At 70.3% G+C, this 17909-nt stretch carries 22 protein-coding genes; 15 read left to right on the forward strand and 7 right to left on the reverse strand.

All coding sequences use genetic code 11. The annotated features are described in order from the left end of the window. Positions 1-52: 52 nt before the first annotated feature. A complete protein-coding gene (locus ACUZ2Y_RS21280) occupies positions 53-2149 on the forward strand; it encodes a putative bifunctional diguanylate cyclase/phosphodiesterase (RefSeq protein WP_476321526.1) in 2097 nt (698 codons plus the stop codon). Here ACUZ2Y_RS21280 and ACUZ2Y_RS21285 read toward each other — a convergent pair. Beyond that, positions 2086-2976, reverse strand: coding sequence for a helix-turn-helix transcriptional regulator (locus ACUZ2Y_RS21285; protein ID WP_476321528.1), 891 nt, complete (start codon positions 2974-2976; stop codon positions 2086-2088). The genes ACUZ2Y_RS21280 and ACUZ2Y_RS21285 overlap by 64 nt on opposite strands. Before the next feature lie 86 nt (positions 2977-3062). Between ACUZ2Y_RS21285 and ACUZ2Y_RS21290 the strand changes: the two genes are divergently transcribed. Beyond that, positions 3063-3767 carry an SDR family NAD(P)-dependent oxidoreductase gene (locus tag ACUZ2Y_RS21290; protein WP_476321530.1) on the forward strand — a complete coding sequence of 235 codons (705 nt, stop codon included), beginning with the start codon at positions 3063-3065 and terminating at the stop codon, positions 3765-3767. Positions 3768-3776: 9 nt separating this feature from the next. On the opposite strand, the gene ACUZ2Y_RS21295 is transcribed toward ACUZ2Y_RS21290, so the two are convergent. Further along, on the reverse strand, positions 3777-3926 hold the full coding sequence (locus ACUZ2Y_RS21295) for a hypothetical protein (protein WP_476321532.1): 150 nt from the start codon (positions 3924-3926) through the stop codon (positions 3777-3779). Between the two features lie 36 nt (positions 3927-3962). Between ACUZ2Y_RS21295 and ACUZ2Y_RS21300 the strand changes: the two genes are divergently transcribed. Beyond that, a complete protein-coding gene (locus ACUZ2Y_RS21300; protein WP_476321534.1) occupies positions 3963-4166 on the forward strand; it encodes a hypothetical protein in 204 nt (67 codons plus the stop codon). Position 4167: 1 nt separating this feature from the next. Here ACUZ2Y_RS21300 and ACUZ2Y_RS21305 read toward each other — a convergent pair whose 3' ends face one another. Next, entirely contained in the window at positions 4168-4722 is a 555-nt protein-coding gene (locus ACUZ2Y_RS21305; protein WP_476321536.1) for a type VII secretion system-associated protein, read from the reverse strand. Positions 4723-4778: 56 nt separating this feature from the next. Between ACUZ2Y_RS21305 and ACUZ2Y_RS21310 the strand changes: the two genes are divergently transcribed. The 5 genes from ACUZ2Y_RS21310 to ACUZ2Y_RS21330 all read left to right on the forward strand — a co-directional run bounded on the left by ACUZ2Y_RS21310 (position 4779) and on the right by ACUZ2Y_RS21330 (position 8448). Beyond that, a complete protein-coding gene (locus tag ACUZ2Y_RS21310) occupies positions 4779-5402 on the forward strand; it encodes a DUF3558 family protein (protein ID WP_476321538.1) in 624 nt (207 codons plus the stop codon). 200 nt (positions 5403-5602) lie between these two features. Beyond that, positions 5603-5917 carry a hypothetical protein gene (locus ACUZ2Y_RS21315; RefSeq protein WP_476321539.1) on the forward strand — a complete coding sequence of 105 codons (315 nt, stop codon included), beginning with the start codon at positions 5603-5605 and terminating at the stop codon, positions 5915-5917. Between the two features lie 41 nt (positions 5918-5958). Next, on the forward strand, positions 5959-7266 hold the full coding sequence (locus tag ACUZ2Y_RS21320) for a PPE domain-containing protein (protein ID WP_476321541.1): 1308 nt from the start codon (positions 5959-5961) through the stop codon (positions 7264-7266). Beyond that, positions 7266-8075: an ESX secretion-associated protein EspG gene (locus tag ACUZ2Y_RS21325; RefSeq protein ID WP_476321543.1), complete on the forward strand. Its 810-nt coding sequence runs from the start codon at positions 7266-7268 to the stop codon at positions 8073-8075. The genes ACUZ2Y_RS21320 and ACUZ2Y_RS21325 overlap by 1 nt, the downstream gene beginning before the upstream one ends. Before the next feature lies 1 nt (position 8076). Beyond that, the gene (locus ACUZ2Y_RS21330; protein ID WP_476321545.1) at positions 8077-8448 is read left to right on the forward strand and encodes a sterol carrier family protein; all 372 of its coding nucleotides are present in this window, start codon (positions 8077-8079) and stop codon (positions 8446-8448) included. On the opposite strand, the gene ACUZ2Y_RS21335 is transcribed toward ACUZ2Y_RS21330, so the two are convergent. Then, positions 8416-9093, reverse strand: coding sequence for a TVP38/TMEM64 family protein (locus tag ACUZ2Y_RS21335; protein WP_476321547.1), 678 nt, complete (start codon positions 9091-9093; stop codon positions 8416-8418). The genes ACUZ2Y_RS21330 and ACUZ2Y_RS21335 overlap by 33 nt on opposite strands. Positions 9094-9213: 120 nt before the next feature. Between ACUZ2Y_RS21335 and purF the strand changes: the two genes are divergently transcribed. The 6 genes from purF to ACUZ2Y_RS21365 all read left to right on the forward strand — a co-directional run bounded on the left by purF (position 9214) and on the right by ACUZ2Y_RS21365 (position 14919). After that, entirely contained in the window at positions 9214-10758 is a 1545-nt protein-coding gene (gene purF, locus ACUZ2Y_RS21340) for an amidophosphoribosyltransferase (RefSeq protein WP_476321549.1), read from the forward strand. A 31-nt stretch (positions 10759-10789) separates the two neighbouring features. Further along, positions 10790-11881, forward strand: a complete 1092-nt coding sequence (gene purM / locus ACUZ2Y_RS21345) for a phosphoribosylformylglycinamidine cyclo-ligase (protein WP_476321551.1) — start codon at positions 10790-10792, stop codon at positions 11879-11881. 53 nt (positions 11882-11934) lie between these two features. Next, positions 11935-12456, forward strand: a complete 522-nt coding sequence (locus tag ACUZ2Y_RS21350; protein WP_091376246.1) for a SigE family RNA polymerase sigma factor — start codon at positions 11935-11937, stop codon at positions 12454-12456. Further along, positions 12441-13172: a hypothetical protein gene (locus tag ACUZ2Y_RS21355; RefSeq protein WP_476321553.1), complete on the forward strand. Its 732-nt coding sequence runs from the start codon at positions 12441-12443 to the stop codon at positions 13170-13172. Before ACUZ2Y_RS21350 ends, ACUZ2Y_RS21355 begins: the two co-directional genes overlap by 16 nt. Before the next feature lie 174 nt (positions 13173-13346). Then, a complete protein-coding gene (gene arfB / locus ACUZ2Y_RS21360; protein WP_476321555.1) occupies positions 13347-13775 on the forward strand; it encodes an alternative ribosome rescue aminoacyl-tRNA hydrolase ArfB in 429 nt (142 codons plus the stop codon). A 79-nt stretch (positions 13776-13854) separates the two neighbouring features. Then, positions 13855-14919, forward strand: coding sequence for an NADH:flavin oxidoreductase/NADH oxidase (locus ACUZ2Y_RS21365; RefSeq protein ID WP_476321557.1), 1065 nt, complete (start codon positions 13855-13857; stop codon positions 14917-14919). 138 nt (positions 14920-15057) lie between these two features. Here ACUZ2Y_RS21365 and ACUZ2Y_RS21370 read toward each other — a convergent pair whose 3' ends face one another. Then, entirely contained in the window at positions 15058-15240 is a 183-nt protein-coding gene (locus ACUZ2Y_RS21370; protein WP_091376232.1) for a DUF3073 domain-containing protein, read from the reverse strand. A 194-nt stretch (positions 15241-15434) separates the two neighbouring features. Between ACUZ2Y_RS21370 and ACUZ2Y_RS21375 the strand changes: the two genes are divergently transcribed. After that, positions 15435-16319: a DUF8083 family protein gene (locus ACUZ2Y_RS21375; RefSeq protein ID WP_476321560.1), complete on the forward strand. Its 885-nt coding sequence runs from the start codon at positions 15435-15437 to the stop codon at positions 16317-16319. A 56-nt stretch (positions 16320-16375) separates the two neighbouring features. Here the strand turns inward: ACUZ2Y_RS21375 and ACUZ2Y_RS21380 are convergent, their stop codons facing one another. Both ACUZ2Y_RS21380 and ACUZ2Y_RS21385 read right to left on the reverse strand, forming a co-directional pair. Next, positions 16376-17338, reverse strand: coding sequence for an asparaginase (locus ACUZ2Y_RS21380; RefSeq protein ID WP_476331987.1), 963 nt, complete (start codon positions 17336-17338; stop codon positions 16376-16378). Next, on the reverse strand, positions 17335-17904 hold the full coding sequence (locus ACUZ2Y_RS21385) for an RsiG family protein (RefSeq protein WP_476321562.1): 570 nt from the start codon (positions 17902-17904) through the stop codon (positions 17335-17337). The genes ACUZ2Y_RS21380 and ACUZ2Y_RS21385 overlap by 4 nt, the downstream gene beginning before the upstream one ends. Between the last annotated feature and the right edge of the window lie 5 nt (positions 17905-17909).

Here is a 17909-nt window from a genome sequence, read left to right on the forward strand (position 1 = left end):
TACCTGGCGTTGAACAGGGGAAACTGTGCTTCTAGCGAGCAAGGGGTGATGGGTGGACTGCGCACCGGGCGAGCGCGACGCATTCGCTGAACTGTGGGCGAGTGCGCTGACCGCGACAGGCTATGTGGCGTTGGACCGCGGCGAACTCGTCGCCCAGGTCGGCCGCTACGCCCAAGCCCTGTTGACGGCGCTCGCCCGCGACTCGTTCGACCCGTCCCCGGTCGCCCGGGTGGGCGCCTCCCTGGTCGACCTCGGCCTCACCTCGCCGGAGACCCTCGCGGGTTCCGTCCAGCTCATCTGTGAGCGGCTCCCTCGCCTCGTCGACAAGGACTGCGCGCACCGGCTGCCCGCGCTGCTGTCGGCGTTCGCCGCGGGCTTCACCACCGCCATGCAGCAGCGGATCTTCCGCGACCAGGAGGAGATCCGCCAAGCGGTGATGGACGCCCGCCGCGGCGCGGAGACCGCGCTGCTGGCCAGCGAGGCCCGCTTCAAGGCGATGTTCACCCAGACCGCCGTCGGCATCGCGATCACCGACTCGAACGGCACTCTGATCGAGGTTAACTCCGCGTGCGCGCGGATGTTCGACTACCCGGTCGAGAAGATGCCGGGCATGCACGTCGACGACCTGCGCTACCCGGACGAGCCCTCCGCGATGCGCAGGCCGCTCAAGGAACTGCTGACCGGTCGGCGTGACAGCTATCGGATGGAGCGCATGCTGCGCAAGTCCGACGGCAGTCCATTGTGGACCGACCTGTCGGTGACGCTGGTGCGCGACGAGGCCGGGGCGCCGCAGTTCGTTGTCGGCATGCTGGAGGACATCACCGAACGGCACCTGCTCGAACAGCGTCTCCGGCACCAGGCCAACCACGACCCCTTGACCGGACTCGGCAACCGGGCGCTGTTCACCGAACGGCTCAGTGCCGCGTTCGCCAAGGGCGGCGACCACCGCGTCGGCATCTGCTACCTCGACCTCGACGGCTTCAAAGTCATCAACGACAGCCTCGGCCACGACATCGGCGACGAGCTGCTGGCCGCGGTCGCCATCCGCCTCGAAGGCCTGGTCTCCGGCCCCGACCGGCTGGTCGCGCGGATGGGCGGCGACGAGTTCGTGGTGCTGATGGAACACTGCGAGAGCATCGACGAGGTCATCGCGCTGGCCGAGCAGATCCTCGCGGCGTTCGCCATTCCGGTGCGGATCGGCGGCCACCGGCTGTCGGTGTCGGCCAGCATCGGGCTGGTGGAGCGGCCCGTCGCGGGCACCACGCCCGCCGAGACCATGCGCGACGCCGACGTCACGCTGTACTGGGCCAAGGCGGACGGCAAGAACCGTTGGGCGGGCTACAACTACGAGCGCAACGCGCGCGAGGTCGCCCGGTTCACCCTCGCCGCTCGGATGCCCGCGGCGGTGGAGAGCGAAGAGTTCTATGTGGACTACCAGCCGATCGTCCGGCTCGCCGACGGCAAGCTCGTCGGCGTCGAAGCCCTTGTGCGGTGGGCACATCCGGAGTTCGGCAGGCTCGGGCCGGACCAGTTCATCAGCCTGGCCGAGGAGACCGGGCTGATCGTGCCGCTGGGCCGCTGGGTGCTGCGCGAGGCGACCAGGCAGGCCCGCCGCTGGCGGGACATCTACGGGGACCGGGCGCCGTGGGTCAGCGTCAACGTCGCCGCACGGCAGACCGTGGAACCGACCCTGGTCGACGACATCGCGACGATCCTGCGCGCCGCCGAGCTCCCGCCGTCGAGCATCCAGCTGGAACTGACCGAGTCGGCCATCATGGCCACCACCGGGGTCCCGCTGGAAGCCTTGCGCGCCTTGGCGGACATGGGGGTGCGGATCGCCATCGACGACTTCGGCACCGGGTACTCGAACCTGGCCTACCTGCGGCACCTCCCGGTGCACTCGATCAAGCTCGCCGGCCGCTTCATGGAGGGCCTGCGCGCCGCGCCCGACGCCGACGAGGCCGACGCGCGCATCGTGTCGACGCTCGTCGAACTGGCGCACGCGCTGGGCCACGACGTGGTCGCCGAAGGTGTCGAGGACCCGGAGCAGGCCGAGCGGCTGCGGCTGATCGGCTGCGACACCGCTCAGGGCTGGCTGTTCGCGAAACCCGGCCCGCCCGAGGAGATCGAGCGCTGGCTCGAGTCCTGACCCAGCCGCTGGATCCCGATGACCCGCAACAGGTCCAGCGCCGCGGCGCCCGGCGACCCAGGCGCCGCGGAGTAGATCACGATCTTCTGGTCGGTCTCCGGGACCACCAGCGCGTCGCAGTTCAGCTCGATCCGGCCCAGCTCCGGATGCACGACCAGCTTGGTCGCCGTGTGCCGGTAAGCTGGGATCTGCTGTTCCCACAGCGCGGCGAATCGGCGGCTTCCCTTACGCAGCTTCGTGATGAGCGACCCGAGTTCGGGGTCGTCGGGGTACCTCGCGGCGACGGTCTGCAGTTCGCCGACGAGCACCAGGTCCGTGGCCACCTCGTCGTCGTGCGCGACGGGATCGTGTTCACCGAGAAAACGTTGCCAGAGCAGGTTTCGCTCTTCCATCGGCCACTTCGAGAAGTCGCCCAGCAGCGCGGCGGCGAGCGGGTTCCATGCCAGCACGGTGCCTTTGGCGTCGAGCAGGACCGCGGGCAGGTCGGCGAAGCGGTCGAGCAGCCTGCGGACACTGGGTCGGACGAGGCTGGGGATGCTGTTCGCGTTCGGGGCACGCACGCCCGCGAGTGTGTGGAGGTGGTCGCGCTCGGTCTCGTCGAGCCGCAGGGCGCGGGCCAACGCGCCCAGCACCGACGCCGAGGGGTGGGCGCCGCGGCCCTGTTCCATCCGGCTGACGTAGTCCACGGAGATGCCTGCCAGCTGGGCGACTTCCTCGCGGCGCAACCCAGGTGTCCGCCTGCGGGTGCCCGCGGGCAGCCCGACGTCGGCCGGGGTGAGCCGGGCCCGCCAGGCGGCCAGCGCGGCGGCGAGTCCCTGTCGGTCCATGCCCACATCGTGCCCCGAGTCGATGCCGGGCAGCCAGGGACAACCTGTCCCTGGCTGCCCGGTGTCGGGGGCTCGACAGTGGAGTCATGACCACGACCGCGCTGATCACCGGCGCCAACAAAGGACTCGGCTTCGAAGCCGCCCGCGTGCTGACCGGCCGCGGCTGGACCGTGCTGCTCGCTGTCCGTGACCCCGCGCTCGGCGCGGCCGCCGCGGCCAAGCTCGGCGCGACCGCCCACGTCGTCGCGCTGGACGTGACCTCCGACGCGTCCGTCGACACCGCCGCCGACCTGGTCGCCGAACGCTTCGGGCTCATCGACGTGCTCATCAACAACGCGGGCATCGGCGGCCCGTGGTCCTCGCCCGAGGAGATGACCGCCGACGACGTCCGGAGCGTGTACGACACCAACGTCTTCGGCCCGATCCGGGTGACCCGCGCCTTCCTTCCCTTGCTGCGCAAGTCATCCGCGCCGCGCATCGTCAACGTGTCGAGCGGGATGGGGTCGTTCGCCATCACCACCGACCCGGAGCGGTTGGAGTCGAGCCTCGTGTCGATCGGCTACCCGACGTCGAAGACGGCGTTGAACGCGGTAACCCTGCACTACGCGAAAGCGCTGCCCGGCATGCGGGTCAACGCCGTCGACCCCGGCTACACCGCCACCGACATCAACGGGCACAGCGGAACCCAGACGGTGGCCGAGGGCGTCGAGTCCATCATCGCGATGGCGATGGTGGGACCGGACGGCCCGACCGGCGGTTACTCCGACCGTCACGGGCCAATCCCTTGGTAGGACTCAGCTTCACCAGCCGCCGCCCGCGGCCGGCCGGGTGGCGGCGTTGATGCGGTTCCAGACGTTGGTGGTCGCGATCGACAGCAGCAGCGCGGCGAGGGCCTGCTCGTCATAGTGGCGGGCGGCCTCGTTCCAGACGGTGTCCGGGACCGGCTCCATGCTGTCGCTGATCCGGGTGCGGGCGAGGTCCGCGGCGTGCGGGCGGTGGCGAGTTCGTTCCTCGGCTGCGCTCAGGCCGCCCAGCCCGCGCTGGTCGACGGTGCCCCGGCGGCGGTGTGGGCGCCGGACGGCACACCTCGGGTCGTGTTCGGCTTCACCATCGGCGACGGCAAGATCATCGCCATCGAGATCATCGCCGACCCGGACCGGATCCGCTCTTTCGACGTGGTGGTCGGCTGACCTACCAGCTCAGTGCTTGGGTGAGATCGGCCGCGGGCACCAGCGCCGTGATCGGCCCGATCGGATTCACCACGAGCGGATGCCCATAGAGCAGTCCTGCCAGATCCCGCCCGCGCACCTCACGCCACCCCGGCCAGTTCGCCGGCACGTGCGCCGCGGACGTGCAGGCCGGGACCATCACCCGTCCGTCATGGTTCGGGAAACCGGTCACCGCCTGGTCCTCGGCCGACGCGGAGTACAGCAGCAGGGTCGCGTCCAGCACCGCGGGAAGCAGGTCGCGCTGTTCGCGGTGGCGGGTCTTGATCAGCTGGAGCATCTTCTCCAGCGGATTGGACGGCACCGGCATCCGCAGCGCCGCGGGTGAGGGGCGGTAGTCGGCGTTCGGGCGGAACGCCTCACCGATCTCGCCGCGGTCGTCGACCGGGTACGCACCGACCACACCCCAAGGCGGCACGTCCTCGTCGTGCCCGAAGGCCGGGTCGATCACGTAAAGCCAGCTGTTCGGGTTCGACCGCGCGCCCGCACGCATGTCGAGGGTGATCTCCGGCTCCTCCATGCGGCTCATCGTAGGTTCCCGAGTCACCGCTGGTCGCATGTCGGTACCTTGCGGTCATGGGGACCAACGCAACACGCCTGGCCGTCGCCGCCTTCGCCGCACTGGCGCTGACGGCCTGCTCGGAGCCGACGCCCGCTCCGCAGCCGACGCCGACGACCAGCGAATCGACGGAGAAGACGGACAAGCCGAGCCCGACGAAGAAGACGACCGCACCGCCCAAGGTCGACCGCCCCGCGGACAAGGACCTGTCGGCGATCAAGCCGTGCGATGTGGCGAACGGCCTCAAGCCCGCCGACTTCGGCATCGATCAGCGCGTCGAGGGTCGCGAGAACAAGTCTGCTGCTTTCCCGGGATCCCTCACCTGCACGATCTTGGGTGACAAGGCCAATTTGATCCTGGCTGTCGACGTTGTGGTCACCGAAGGTGTCGCCTCTTACACGAGCTCCGTTGTGGGGAACGTCGTCCCGACGAAGATCGCGGGTTACCCAGCCGCCATCGTCGAAGGCAAGGCGGGCGGGATCGCGTGTTTCACCGTGGTCGACACCAAGGACGGCCAGATGATGTATTTCCAGCTCACCGTGACCAACGCAGGCCGCCAGCCGGTCACTCCGCACGCCGAGCTGTGCGCCAAGGTGTCGAAAATCGCCGAAGCGGGCATGAAGGTCGTCCTCGCGAGCTAGCGTCATACCCGCAGGGGTGGGGTGTCTCAAGAATTAGTCACGAGATCACCCAATATCGTGGAACCGTTCCGCGACGTCGTACATCACAGATACAGTTCGTTGCAAGAGCACAGGACTGAGGGAGTCGAACGGTGTTTCTAGCCGATGGCGGCGGGGGTTCATCCGCACCTGTGGAACCCAGCTATTCAGGTACGCAGACGTTGAAGGTCGAGCCCGCCTCGATCCCGGGAGCTCTGGCCGCGTTCCGTGACGCGCAATACCGCGTCGGGGAAAAGCTCGCCGCTCTGCAAGCTCTTCAGGTTCGGGAGTGGGCGGAAGACCCGGTCAGCAGTGAGACCGCGCAGCAGTTCGCCGAGCGAACCAATGGTGGGGACGCGGCATCCGCGCTTGCCTGCCTTACCGGCTACGAGAAGCAGCTCACGGCCGCCTGCGACGCGCTGCAGCGGTCCTATGACGCCTACATGCTGGTCGAGGGCGACAACGCGGCCCGCTGGGGCAAGCACGACAACGGCTAGTAGGCCGCAGACTTTCGCTTGACGACCTGAGGGTGATTCCTATGGCGATGCACCGGTGGCAAGGGTATGACCACCCCACGCTGCACACGATGATCAACAACGGCCCGGGTGCGGCCGCGTCCACGCCGCAGACCACGTACTGGGAAGCGCTGACCACCGAGCTGGCGGAGATCGACGCCGATCTCAACCGCAAGCTCGGCGAGCTCGGCGCGGCCTGGGAAGGCGCGGCGGGCGAGAGCGCCACCGCGGGCCTGACTCCGCTGCAGGCCTGGGCGACCGACGCCCAGTCCGGCACGAACATGATGAAGTCGTCCACCGAGTACCAGGCCGACATGATCTCCCGCGCCCGGGCCGAGATGCCCGAGCCGGTCGAGGTCACCACGCCCGCGCCCTCGGGCTGGGCGAAGGTCGCCGCGGGCGCCGCGCTGCTGACCGGCAACGCCGGTCCCGCCGCGGCCGTCGCCGGGCAGGCGATGGACCACGAGGCCCAGGAAGCCGAGCAGGACCGGGCTTCGCAGAAGGCCGTCGACACCATGGACTCCTACCAGAACAGCAGCGAGTTCAACCGCAACACGCTGGGCACCTTCGTCCCGCCGCCGGACGTGGTCGTCTCCACGCCCGAGCCCGCGAGCACGTCGGGTTCGGCGGTCGGCAACTTCAACTCGAACTACTCGGGCAACAACGGCAACGGCAACTACACCTCGCCGTCCGGTTACTCGGGCGCGCCCAGCACCGGCAGCGGTTACGTCGCCCCGGCAGGCACCGGCGGCGGCCACCTCGTGGGCCCCCCGTCCGGCACGCCCACGCTGCCGAACGGCTACGTCCCGCCCACGGGCACCACGCCGCAGGGCTACGTCCCGCCGACGGTCAACCCTGGTGGACCGCCCGCGCCGAACCAGCTCATCCCGGGCGGCACCAACGGTCCGAGCAACCCGAACTTCACCGGCAACCTCCCGCCGACGAGCAACCCGTCCTCGCCGAACAGCACCAACAACCCCGGCGCGGGCAAGTCCGCCACGGGCGGTCCCGGTGGCAAGGGCGGCCTTGGCCAGGCGGGCATGGGCCAGGCGGGCGACGGGTCGCGCCAGGCGGGCCAGATGGGCAAGGGCGGCATGGCGGGCGCCGGTGGCTTCGGCCAGGCCGGTCCCGGTGGTCCGGGCGGTGCCCGCGGCGGTGCCGCGGGTGCGGGCAAGGGCATGGGCGGTGGCGGCATGGGCGGCGGCCGCGGCGCGCAGGGCGAGGAAGACGAAGAGTACGAGTTGGCGAACTACCTCGTGGAAACCGAGGACGTGTTCGGTGACGACCGCATGGTCGCCCCCACCGTCATCGGCGAGACCAGCGAGCAGTGATGCCGTTCGGAGCCATGATCGAGGTGGAGAGCGAGCCCGTCTCGCTCTCCGCCCTCGAATTCGACGTCCTGTGGGAGCACCTGTCGCCCGGCACCATGCCGCTGATCGTCAAGGTGCCGTCCCCGGGCAAGACCTACGAGGAACGCGCCGCCATCGAGGAGCGCGTCTGGGCTGATCTCGACGCCAGGGGCCTGGGCCGCAAGGTCGACGTGCACCCGGAGATCGAGCATCTGTTCGGCGTCATCGCCCGCCCCGACCGCGAGGTCGACGGCCGGGGGTGGGCCGGGCGCGGTGTGCGGCTGATGACCGGTGTGGCCGGGCCCAACGCGGCACTGGCCGTGATGCGCGAGAACCAGATCACCTTGAGCCGCATCTCTCCGGAGTCGCTGGCGTCGGCCGCGGTCGGCGTCCTGCCGAGCTGGCAGGGCGGCCCCGGCCAGTCCGTCACGCTGCGGACCGACGACTTCGAGGCCGCGGCCAAGTCAACCGACGGCACCCAGAAGAGCTTCGAGGCGGCCCTGCTCGGCCGCGGCGTCCGCACGGACGACGCACGGGCCCTCGCCACGATGATCGGCGACGTCCAGGGCACCGGGAACTTCGGTGCCGCCGTGCGCGACCGCCTCGGCCGTCGTCAGCGCGCCGCCCGGGTCGTGTCGTTCTTCGACACCCCCGACGGCCGCTACGTCCAGGTCCGCAAGGCGTCCTCGGACGGCAACTTCTGGACCACCATCTCGCCCGCCGACACCCGCAAGCTCGTGCACCTGGTGGACGAGATGCTGGCCGAGGCGATGCGGGCGACCGAGTCCTGAGTTGCCCGGCCGCAAACGTGTCGATCCCGCCGAGCTCCGCACCGCGGTGCGGGCTTGGCGGGACGCGGGCGACCAGCCGTCCCGACCGGTCCTCGCGGCCGCGGTCCGCCTGAGCCTGCGCACCCTCGAAGACCTCGCCCCCGGCCGCAGCGTCGAGGTGCGCGTGCCCCCGTTCGCCGCCGTCCAGTGCGTCGAAGGCCCACGGCACACGCGCGGCACACCGCCCAACGTGGTCGAGACCGACCCGACCACCTGGCTCGCCCTCGCCACCGGCACGCTGTTGTGGTCCGAGGCGGTGTCGACCGGCCGGGTCACCGCGTCCGGTGCCCGCGCTGATCTCTCAGCTCTGCTGCCCCTGCTCCGCCTCGACTAGCTCCACAGGTCCCCTCAGGCGCTGCCTTCGCAGGACCGCGTACAGCCCCGCCGCTCCGGCCAGCGCCAATCCGGCGTACACCGCCAGCAGCGCGGGCGGCGTCGTGCCCGTGAGGGCGTCGCCCAGGATGACCACGGCGACGGTGCCGGGGAGGCTGCCGATCACCGTGCCCGCGAGGAAGGGCCCGAGTCGGATCGTCGAGATGCCGCAGCAGTAGTTCATCGGGGCGAACGGGATCATCGGGATCAGCCGCAGCGAGATCATCCCCGCGACCCCGCCTCCGCTGAGCCGCTCGTTCACCGTGCGCACGGCGTCGCGTTCCAGGTGGGACTCCATCCACCGCCTGCCGAGTCCGCGGGCCAGCAGGAACGCCGCCCAGGCCGCCAGGGCCGTGCCGAGCATGGCCACCGCGACACCCAGTGCCTCGCCGAGGAGGAGGCCTGCCGAGAGGTTGAACACCGTCCGCGGGATCGGCACCACGGTCAGGACCGCGTACACCGCCAGGAACACCACCGGGGTCGCCCACCCGGCGGCCGCCGCCCAGGTGCGGACTTCCGCCGGACTGGGCACGGGCGCCAGTGATCCCGCCACCACCAAGGCGACGAGGCCCGCGAGGGCGATGATCAGCGCTTTTCGTCCGGACACCGGACACACGGTAATGGCAATGGGGAACACGTGACGCGGCCCACCGTCCGATTGTCGGCATCACACGATCGAGCACTTACACTTGGGTGCAGCCTCACTCCATCCACAGGGAGCGCTCCGGTGGTCACCGACCAGTTCTCGACTGGCCCAGTCAAATCCGACGCCAACATCGACCAACCGGAACCCGAGCCCCGCGAAGAATGCGGAGTCTTCGGCGTCTGGGCGCCTGGTGAGGAAGTCGCGAAACTCACCTATTACGGCCTGTACGCGCTGCAGCACCGTGGGCAGGAAGCCGCGGGCATCTCCGTCGCCGACGGCGCCCAGATCGTCGTGTTCAAGGACCTCGGGCTCGTCAGCCAGGTCTTCGACGAGCAGGTCCTGTCCTCCCTTCGCGGCCATGTCGCCGTCGGGCACTGCCGCTACTCGACCACCGGGTCGACCACGTGGGAGAACGCCCAGCCGACCTTCCGTACCACCGCCATCGGCAGCGGTCTGTCCCTGGGCCACAACGGCAACCTGGTCAACACCGCCGAACTGCGCGACCGCGCCGCCGAGCTCGGCGTCGCCACCCGCAACGGCGCGACGACCGACTCCGACCTGCTGACCGGTCTGCTGGCCGCCGCCGCCGCCGACAAGGGCATCGAGCAGGCCGCCATGGAGCTGCTGCCGACCGTGCGCGGCGCCTACTGCCTGGTCTTCTCCGACGAGTCCACTCTCTACGCCGCCCGCGACCCGCACGGTGTCCGCCCGCTCGTGCTCGGCCGCCTCGAGCGCGGCTGGGTCGTGGCCAGCGAGACCGCCGCCCTCGACATCGTCGGCGCGTCGTTCGTCCGCGAGGTCGAGCCCGGCGAGCTGATCGCGATCGACGCCGAGGGCCTGCGTTCGTCGCGCTTCGCCACCCCGGAGCCCAAGGGCTGCATCTTCGAGTACGTCTACCTCGCCCGCCCGGACACCACGATCTCCGGCCGCGGCGTGCACGCCACCCGGGTCGAGATCGGCCGCAAGCTCGCCGCCGAGTTCCCGGCCGAGGCCGACCTGGTCATCCCGGTCCCGGAGTCCGGCACCCCGGCCGCGATCGGCTACGCCCAGGCCAGCGGCATCCCGTACGGCTCCGGCCTGGTGAAGAACGCTTACGTCGGCCGGACCTTCATCCAGCCGTCGCAGACCATCCGCCAGCTCGGCATCCGGCTCAAGCTCAACCCGCTGCGCGACGTCATCCGCGGCAAGCGGCTCGTCGTCGTCGACGACTCGGTGGTGCGCGGCAACACCCAGCGCGCCCTGGTCCGGATGCTGCGTGAGGCGGGGGCGCTGGAGGTGCACGTCCGCATCGCGTCGCCGCCCGTGCGCTGGCCCTGCTTCTACGGCATCGACTTCGCCTCCCGCGCCGAACTCGTCGCCAACGGCCTCGACCTCGACGGAATCCGCCGCTCCATCGGCGCGGACTCGTTGGGCTACGTCTCGCTCGAAGCGCTGGTCGCGGCGACCGAGCAGCCCAAGAGCAGGCTCTGCTCGGCCTGCTTCGACGGCAAGTACCCGATCCCGCTGCCGGAGGACATCCACATCGGCAAGCACCTCCTCGAGGGGATCGAGAAGGGCGTCGCGGGCTCCGCTGCCCCGGTCCTCACCACCGGGTACGGTGCCGAGGACGCATTGCGCCGTCCCTGATCTCGCGTTCCTACAAACAGTGATTCGAGTTATGACTGACACCAGCGAGTCCAAGCCCGTCTCCGCAAATGCCACTTACGCTGCCGCGGGGGTGAGCATCGAGGCCGGTGACGAGGCCGTCGAGAAGCTCAAGCCGTGGGCGGAGAAGGCGATCCGCCCTGAGGTGATGGGCGGCATCGGCGGTTTCGCCGGGCTGTTCAAGCTCAAGCTCGACCGCTGGAAGGAGCCGATCCTCGCCTCCTCCACCGACGGTGTCGGCACCAAGATCGCGGTCGCCCAGGCCCTCGACATCCACGACACCGTGGGCATCGACCTGGTCGCCATGGTCGTCGACGACCTCGTGGTCTGCGGCGCCGAGCCGCTGTTCATGCAGGACTACATCGCCGTCGGCAAGGTCATCCCCGACCGCATCGCCGCGCTGGTCAAGGGCATCTCCGAGGGCTGTGTGCTCGCGGGCTGCGCGCTGCTGGGCGGCGAGACCGCCGAGCACCCCGGCCTGATGGCCGACGGCGCGTACGACCTGTCCGGCACCGGTGTCGGCGTCGTCGAGGCCGACCAACTGCTCGGCCCGGACAAGGTCCGCCCCGGCGACGTGCTGATCGCCATGGCGTCCTCCGGCCTGCACTCCAACGGCTACTCGCTGGCCCGGCACGTCCTGCTGGAGATCGGCCGGATGCCGTTGGAGGGCCACGTCGAGGAGTTCGGCCGCACCCTCGGCGAGGAGATGCTCGAACCGACGCGGATCTACGCCAAGGACTGCCTGGCGCTGTGCGCGGAGACCGAGGTCCGCACCTTCGCCCACATCACCGGCGGCGGCCTCGCGGCCAACCTGGCCCGGGTCATCCCGCACGGCCTGCACGCCGACCTCGACCGCGGCACCTGGACGCCGAAGCCGGTGTTCTCGCTGATCGCCCAGCGCGGCCGGGTCGAGCGGGTCGAGATGGAGCGCACGTTCAACATGGGCGTCGGCATGGTCGCCGTCGTCGCACCCGAGGACGTCGACCGCGCGCTGGCGGTGCTCACCGCCCGGCACGTGCCGGCGTGGGTGCTGGGCGATGTCCGTCCCGCCGAGGACGCCGACGCCCCGCGCGCGGTGCTGCTCGGAGATCACCCCAGGTTCTGAGGCAACCCGCGGTCCCGCCCCGCCGTATTAGAAGGTGAGGGCGGGAGGGGCCGGTGTCCGATCGCGACGCGGAATTCGGGGAATACCTGGACAGCCGTGCCGTCGTCATGCGCCGAACCGCTTACTTGTTGAGCGGGGGCGACTGGCATCGCGCGGAGGACCTTGTGCAGACCACGCTGGCGAAGATCTACGTCGCCTGGCCGCGGCTCAACCGCGCGGGCAACGTCGACGCCTACGCGCGCAAGATCATGGTTCGCACCGCCATCGATGAGTCCCGCCGCGCGTTCCGCAGACGCGAGAACGTGGTCGGCGACCTGCCCGAGATCGGCGTGCCCCCGGCCGGGGTGGACGACGCCGTCGACGTCCGGCGGGCGCTGGCGCAGCTGCCGCCGGGGCAGCGCGCGGTAGTCGTCCTGCGGTACTGGGAGGACCTCTCGGTCGCGGAGACCGCGCAGGCGCTCGGGAAGAGCGAGGGCACGATCAAGAGCCAGGCGTCCAAGGGGCTCGCCGCCCTGCGTGAACTGCTGGCGGCAGGCCGTGTCGCGCTGGAGGGATCACCATGCCCGACGACGTGAAGGCTCTGCTTGGCCGCGCCCTCGACGGCGAACCGCCGCTCGGAATCGACCGCGACAAGGTCTTCGCCGAAGGCCGGGCGCGGCTGCGGCGCAGGCATTCGATCGCGATCGGCGGGGTCGCCACGGCGGTGGTCGCCGCCGCTCTCGGCACCACGGCGCTGGCAGGCGGGCTGCTCAGTCAGCCCGCGGGCGACGTCGGCCCGGCCGCCTCGGCGAGCACGCCGGTGGTGCCGCCGAACCCGTCCACTACCCGGTCCCCAACCGGGTCTCCAGGCCCCGGGCCGGACGTCACCTGGGGGCAGCTGTCCGAGGCGGTGCGCCCGGGAAGCCTCCTGTGGCCGAGCGAGGTCACCGGTGTCCGCGGGACCGGGCAAGGTCCCGGCGAGTTCCAGTTCCGCGGATCGGTGCTGACTGTGCACCTCGCCAGTTCCTCAGGAGCGCGCCGGCTGACGATCACCCTTGAGCCCTCGGGCACCCTGCGCCTGTTCTGCCGGGCGGGCGAGGACTGCCACCTCCAGGAGAACGGCGACGGCACCGTGATCAGGACCAAGATCGAGCACGACGGTGACCGGGAGACCGTCCTGGTCAACGTCCGGCGCGCCAACGGCCGCGAGATCTCGGTGGTCGAGAGCCCGGCGGCCGACCACGGGCGGCCCGGCAGGCTCCTCCCCGTCGCGCTGCTCGCGACGGTCGGAACTTTCCCGGGCCTGGCTTAGTCCGCCTCCCCGGAATTTTGAGTTTTGGTCACCTGGCGGGTGATGGTGCGGTTTGGCGGTGACCGTGGTCGGGATTCGTCGCGGTCCCCTTAGGTGGCGGTCGGATGCGAGGCGGGTTTGTCGGCGCCAGCTAAAGCGGTTCGTGTGTCGCCGCCGGTGCGGCATGCTTTATGCATGCAGGAAGAGTTGGTGGTGTCTGGAACGCTGGTGATCCCGGCGACCGAGCTGCGTGAGCGGTTCTCTCGGTCGTCCGGTCCCGGCGGCCAGGGCGTGAACACCGCCGACAGCCGGGTCGAGCTGTCCTTCGACGTCGAGCACTCGCCCTCGGTCCCCGACGACCTACGGCCCCGACTGCTCGCCCGGCTGGGAAACCGGCTGGTCGACGGCGTGGTGACGATCGCCGCCAGCGAGTACCGGGCGCAGCTCGCCAACCGTGCCGCCGCCCGCGAGCGGCTCGCCACGCTGCTGCGGCAGGCCGCCGAGCCGCCACCACCCGCGCGCAGGCCGACCAAGCCGTCGCGGCGGGCCAAGGAGCGGCGGATCACCGCGAAGAAGCAGCGCGGCGAGACCAAGCGCGGGCGGCGCGCACCGTCCGCCGAGTGACCTGAGGCACAACGGGAACACGTGTCGGGTGATCGGTGCTGAACAGTTCGTAGTCATACGAACTAGCTCGGAGGACCCCGTGAGCCTGCTGTTCAGTCCGCTGACCCTGCGCTCGGTCACCCTGCCCAACCGGGTCGTGGTCAGCCCGATGTGCCAGTACTCCGCGAGCGACGGCCTCCCGAACGACTGGCACCTGGTGCATCTGGGGTCCCGGGCGGTCGGCGGGGCGGGCCTGGTGTTCGCCGAGGCCACCGCGGTCGAGCCCGCGGGCCGGATCTCGCCGGAGGACGCCGGGCTCTGGTCGACCGACCACGTCGAGGCGTGGCGGCCGATCACCGCGTTCATCGCGGCGCAGGGCTCCGTGCCGGGCATCCAGCTGGCGCACGCGGGCCGCAAGGCCTCCACCTACAGCCCGTTCGCCGGTGACGGCGGAGTGGCCGACGCCGACGGCGGCTGGACCCCGGTCGCTCCGACGACCGACGCCTTCATCCCCGAGTACCGCGTCCCCGTCGCGCTCGACGAGGCCGGGATCGCCGACATCGTGGCCAAGTTCGCCCAGTCCGCGCGGTACGCCGTCGAGGCCGGGTTCAAGGTCGTCGAGATCCACGCCGCCCACGGCTACCTGCTGCACGAGTTCCTCTCGCCGCTGTCCAACACCCGCGCTGACGGCTACGGCGGCTCCTTCGAGGGTCGGACCCGGTTCGCCGTCGAGGTGGTGCGCGCGGTGCGCGATGCGGTCGGCGAGCACATCCCGGTGTTCGTCCGGATCTCCGCGTCGGACTGGACCGAGGGCGGGCTGACCGTCGACGACAGCGTGGAGATCTCGCGGGTGCTGGCGGAGGCGGGAGCGGACCTGATCGACGTGTCCAGCGGCGGCAACGTCCCGCACGCCAAGATCACGACCGGACCCGGCTACCAGGTGGCGTTCGCCGACGCGATCAAGCGCAAAGCCGACGTGCTGACCGGATCGGTCGGGGAGATCACCGACGCCCGCCAGGCGGAGGGGGTGCTGGCGGACGGGTCGGCCGACCTGGTGCTCGTCGGACGGGAATTGCTTCGGGATCCATACTGGGCGCTCCGAGCGGCCACCGAAGTCGGTGACAGTGCGGCCGTGCCCGCCCAGTACCGGAGTGTCTCGTACTGAGGGTGCGCCAAACCGAGCTGTGTGCTCCGATGTCGAGCCATGAAGACCGCCCCGGTCAGGGGGCGATCTTCATGGCTTTTACGGAGGGGGATGCGGCGTGGTGGGTCCGTCACCAAATGCGGGGTGACGGACCCTGAGTCATCGCCGGTATTCGTCGTACTCGTCGTCGGACGAGTCGTCGAATTGGTCACTGCTGTCGTGACCGTCGTCTTTGCCGCCCGACAGCTCACGCTGTAGGGCGTCGAAGTCCGTGGCGTGTGAGCTGTACTTGAGCTCCCGGGCCACCTTCGTCTGCTTGGCCTTAGCTCGGCCGCGCCCCATGGCTCGACCCCCTCGCACAGTGACGGGGCGGCCGGGGGAACGGCGGCCCCGTAGATGTCGACAGTTGATTCCTGGTAACTACCGTACCGTGCCGAAGGGGTTCGATGCGACGCGGCATGGTGTGCAGAATCCGACACCCGGCCGAACACTCGCCCGAGGGCGTCGATCGCCACGGTCCGTGAAACCATGAGCGCGTGCCTCGTCCGTTCGTCGCCTACCTCCGGGTGTACGAGCCGTTGTCTTCTTTCGGTGGATCACTGGGGGATTTGCTCCGCGCCGTGATCGAGGACGGCGCGGTCGAGCACGCCCGGGCGGGCATCCGCGAACGCGAGGTGTGGTTCCGATCACAACTCACCAACGCCACCCTTCCCGGCGAGCTGGCCGACGGCCGACCCTCGCCGAGCTCGGTCCGCGATGTCCTGGTGATCGACCCGGCCGAGGTCCACTGCGAGGAAGCCACCGTGGGACCGGGCCCGCTCGTGTGCCCGATGGACGTCCGCGCACGGTCCGCCGCGGCCCTGATGGGCTTCCTGGAGACGTCCACGCCGATGCTGCGGGCGGCGATGCTGTCGGACTCGCCGGAGCGCCTGCGGGCGCGGGCGGCCAACATCCTGGGCGACCAGCCAAACGGGTCGGTGCACATCGTGTCGACGACGTGGACGGTGCCGCTGCCGTGGTTCTCGTTGGTCGACCCGGCCCACCGGCACGTGGTCGTGGCGCCTCGGGACGATCCGCGGCGGCAGGTGTTCTGGCGGGTCGCGATGGGGGACGCTCGGCGGCGGATCGAGCGGGCCGCGACTCTCGCTGAACAGACGTTCGGGGATGCCGGGCCTACCCGGGTGTTGATCGACACCGCGGCTTGGCTGGAGAACTTCGATGACGCGTCCGCCGTTGAGCTGGATTACGGCGGGTTGGTGCAGCTGTTTTCTGATGAGGAGCTGCTTGAGGACACGTCTGCTGATGACGTGAACGGGATCTTGGACGCGATTGAGGCTTCGGACGCTGGTGAGGTTGCGGAGCGGTTCACGAAGCTTCGGGACTTTTGGGCGGGGATGGCTATTCGGGAGCGGTTCAACTAGCCGGCGCAGGTGGTGGGTGCCTGTTCGGCCCGTTGCGTCGGGTGGGTGGGGTGCCGTCAGCCCAGGTCGTCGAGTAGGCCGGGGCGCAGTCGTGCGGAGCCGACCGGAACGCCACCGCCCAGGATTTCTCGTTCGGCCATGTCGGCCAGTGCCGGGGCGTCATAGCCCAAGGCCCGCAGGACGCCCACCAGCAGTGGCGTGCGTGGGCGTGGGGCTCCGTCGTCGATCTTCATCGCTGCCGACGTGCCGTCCGCCAGGACCATCGCGTGCACGCCCTCCGCGCCGCCCTTGACCAGGACGCCGGGGATGGCCTGCATCAGCTCGGTGTCATCGCGGTCGGTGCCGCCGACCAGGTGTGGGTGCGCCCGCATCGCGTCGGCAACCCGTCGCCTGCGGGTGCCGGGGTCGGCCAGCACCAGCCTGCGGTAGCCGGTGGCCAGGCCTTCCAAGGTCAAGGCGAACAGCGGGGCGCCGCAACCGTCGACGCCGATGGTGGTGATGTCCTCGCCGGTCATCTCGGCGACGGTCTCGGCGATGGCGATCTGCGCCGGGTGGTCCGGGTCGAGATACGAGCGGACGTCCCAGCCGAGTTGGACGCTGGTCGCGAGCATGGCCGCGTGTTTGCCAGAGCAGTTCATCGCCGCGGAGCGCTTGCCGCCACCGCCCGCGATGACCCGGTTGCGGGCGGCCTGGTTGAGCGGCCAATCCGGCGGACAGCCGAGGTCCGCTTCCGACAGGGTGTTCTTGTCCAGGATCCCGATGACCTGCTCGACGTGCTCGGGCTCACCGCTGTGTGACGCGCAGCCGACGGCCAGGTCGGCGTCGTCGGGCAGGTCCAGCCCGGCGCGCAGGAGGCCGAGGCCCTGAAGCGGCTTGTTGCAGGAGCGGGTGAAGACCGGCTCGCGGACCTCACCCAGGGCAAGGAGGATCTCCCCGTCCGGATCGAGCACCACCAAAGAGCCGCGGTGCACGGATTCCACGAACCCGGAGCGGAGGACTTCGACTAATACGGGATTCAGCTGGGCTCTCGTTTCGCACGTTCGGCGGCCAGGAGATCATCGACCGAGGCGCTGCCCGCGCGGTAGCGGCTGCCGATCTGCTCGTTCAGCAGATCCATCACCACCTGCACCTGCCGCCGCCGCTGCGAGACCGAGGCCTCTTCGGCCTGGTAGGTCCGCAGCGCGAGGTCGAGGCGCTCGTCCGGCAGGCTGACCACATCGGTCAGGTCCGCGTCGGAGACCAGGGCCTCGACGTGCCTGCGGTGCGCTTCGGCCCGCGACGGCTCAAGGGTCTGGTAGCGGCCCGAACCCATCGCCGGGCCCACCGCGTTGTCGGCGAGGATGGCGGCGAGCTGGTCGACGACCGACTTGGACCCGCCCGTGGCCCGGCGCTTCTGCTCGGCCTTGACGATGTCGATCCGCCCGTGGAGCAGTCTGCGCATGTAGGAGAGGTCGGTCTCCTCCTGCGCGGCGTCGTCGCGCCGCGCTCGGACCTCGACGAGGTCGAGCTGGTCGAGGTTCTCGACATAGTCAGGCGACAGCACTCGGTCGATGCGCCTGCGCCCACCGGGGCGGACTTCGATCACGCGCA

The sequence above is a fragment of the Actinokineospora sp. UV203 genome (genome assembly GCF_056323665.1).

Coding starts and splice junctions, on each gene's coding strand:
- purM (WP_476321551.1), top strand. CDS start 10,790: ATGACTGACACCAGCGAGTCCAAGCCCGTCTCCGCAAATGCCACTTAC.
- ACUZ2Y_RS21320 (WP_476321541.1), top strand. CDS start 5,959: ATGGCGATGCACCGGTGGCAAGGGTATGACCACCCCACGCTGCACACG.
- arfB (WP_476321555.1), top strand. CDS start 13,347: ATGCAGGAAGAGTTGGTGGTGTCTGGAACGCTGGTGATCCCGGCGACC.
- ACUZ2Y_RS21290 (WP_476321530.1), top strand. CDS start 3,063: ATGACCACGACCGCGCTGATCACCGGCGCCAACAAAGGACTCGGCTTC.
- ACUZ2Y_RS21355 (WP_476321553.1), top strand. CDS start 12,441: ATGCCCGACGACGTGAAGGCTCTGCTTGGCCGCGCCCTCGACGGCGAA.
- ACUZ2Y_RS21305 (WP_476321536.1), bottom strand. CDS start 4,722: ATGGAGGAGCCGGAGATCACCCTCGACATGCGTGCGGGCGCGCGGTCG.
- ACUZ2Y_RS21310 (WP_476321538.1), top strand. CDS start 4,779: ATGGGGACCAACGCAACACGCCTGGCCGTCGCCGCCTTCGCCGCACTG.
- ACUZ2Y_RS21295 (WP_476321532.1), bottom strand. CDS start 3,926: ATGGAGCCGGTCCCGGACACCGTCTGGAACGAGGCCGCCCGCCACTAT.
- ACUZ2Y_RS21370 (WP_091376232.1), bottom strand. CDS start 15,240: ATGGGGCGCGGCCGAGCTAAGGCCAAGCAGACGAAGGTGGCCCGGGAG.
- ACUZ2Y_RS21325 (WP_476321543.1), top strand. CDS start 7,266: ATGCCGTTCGGAGCCATGATCGAGGTGGAGAGCGAGCCCGTCTCGCTC.
- ACUZ2Y_RS21285 (WP_476321528.1), bottom strand. CDS start 2,976: ATGGACCGACAGGGACTCGCCGCCGCGCTGGCCGCCTGGCGGGCCCGG.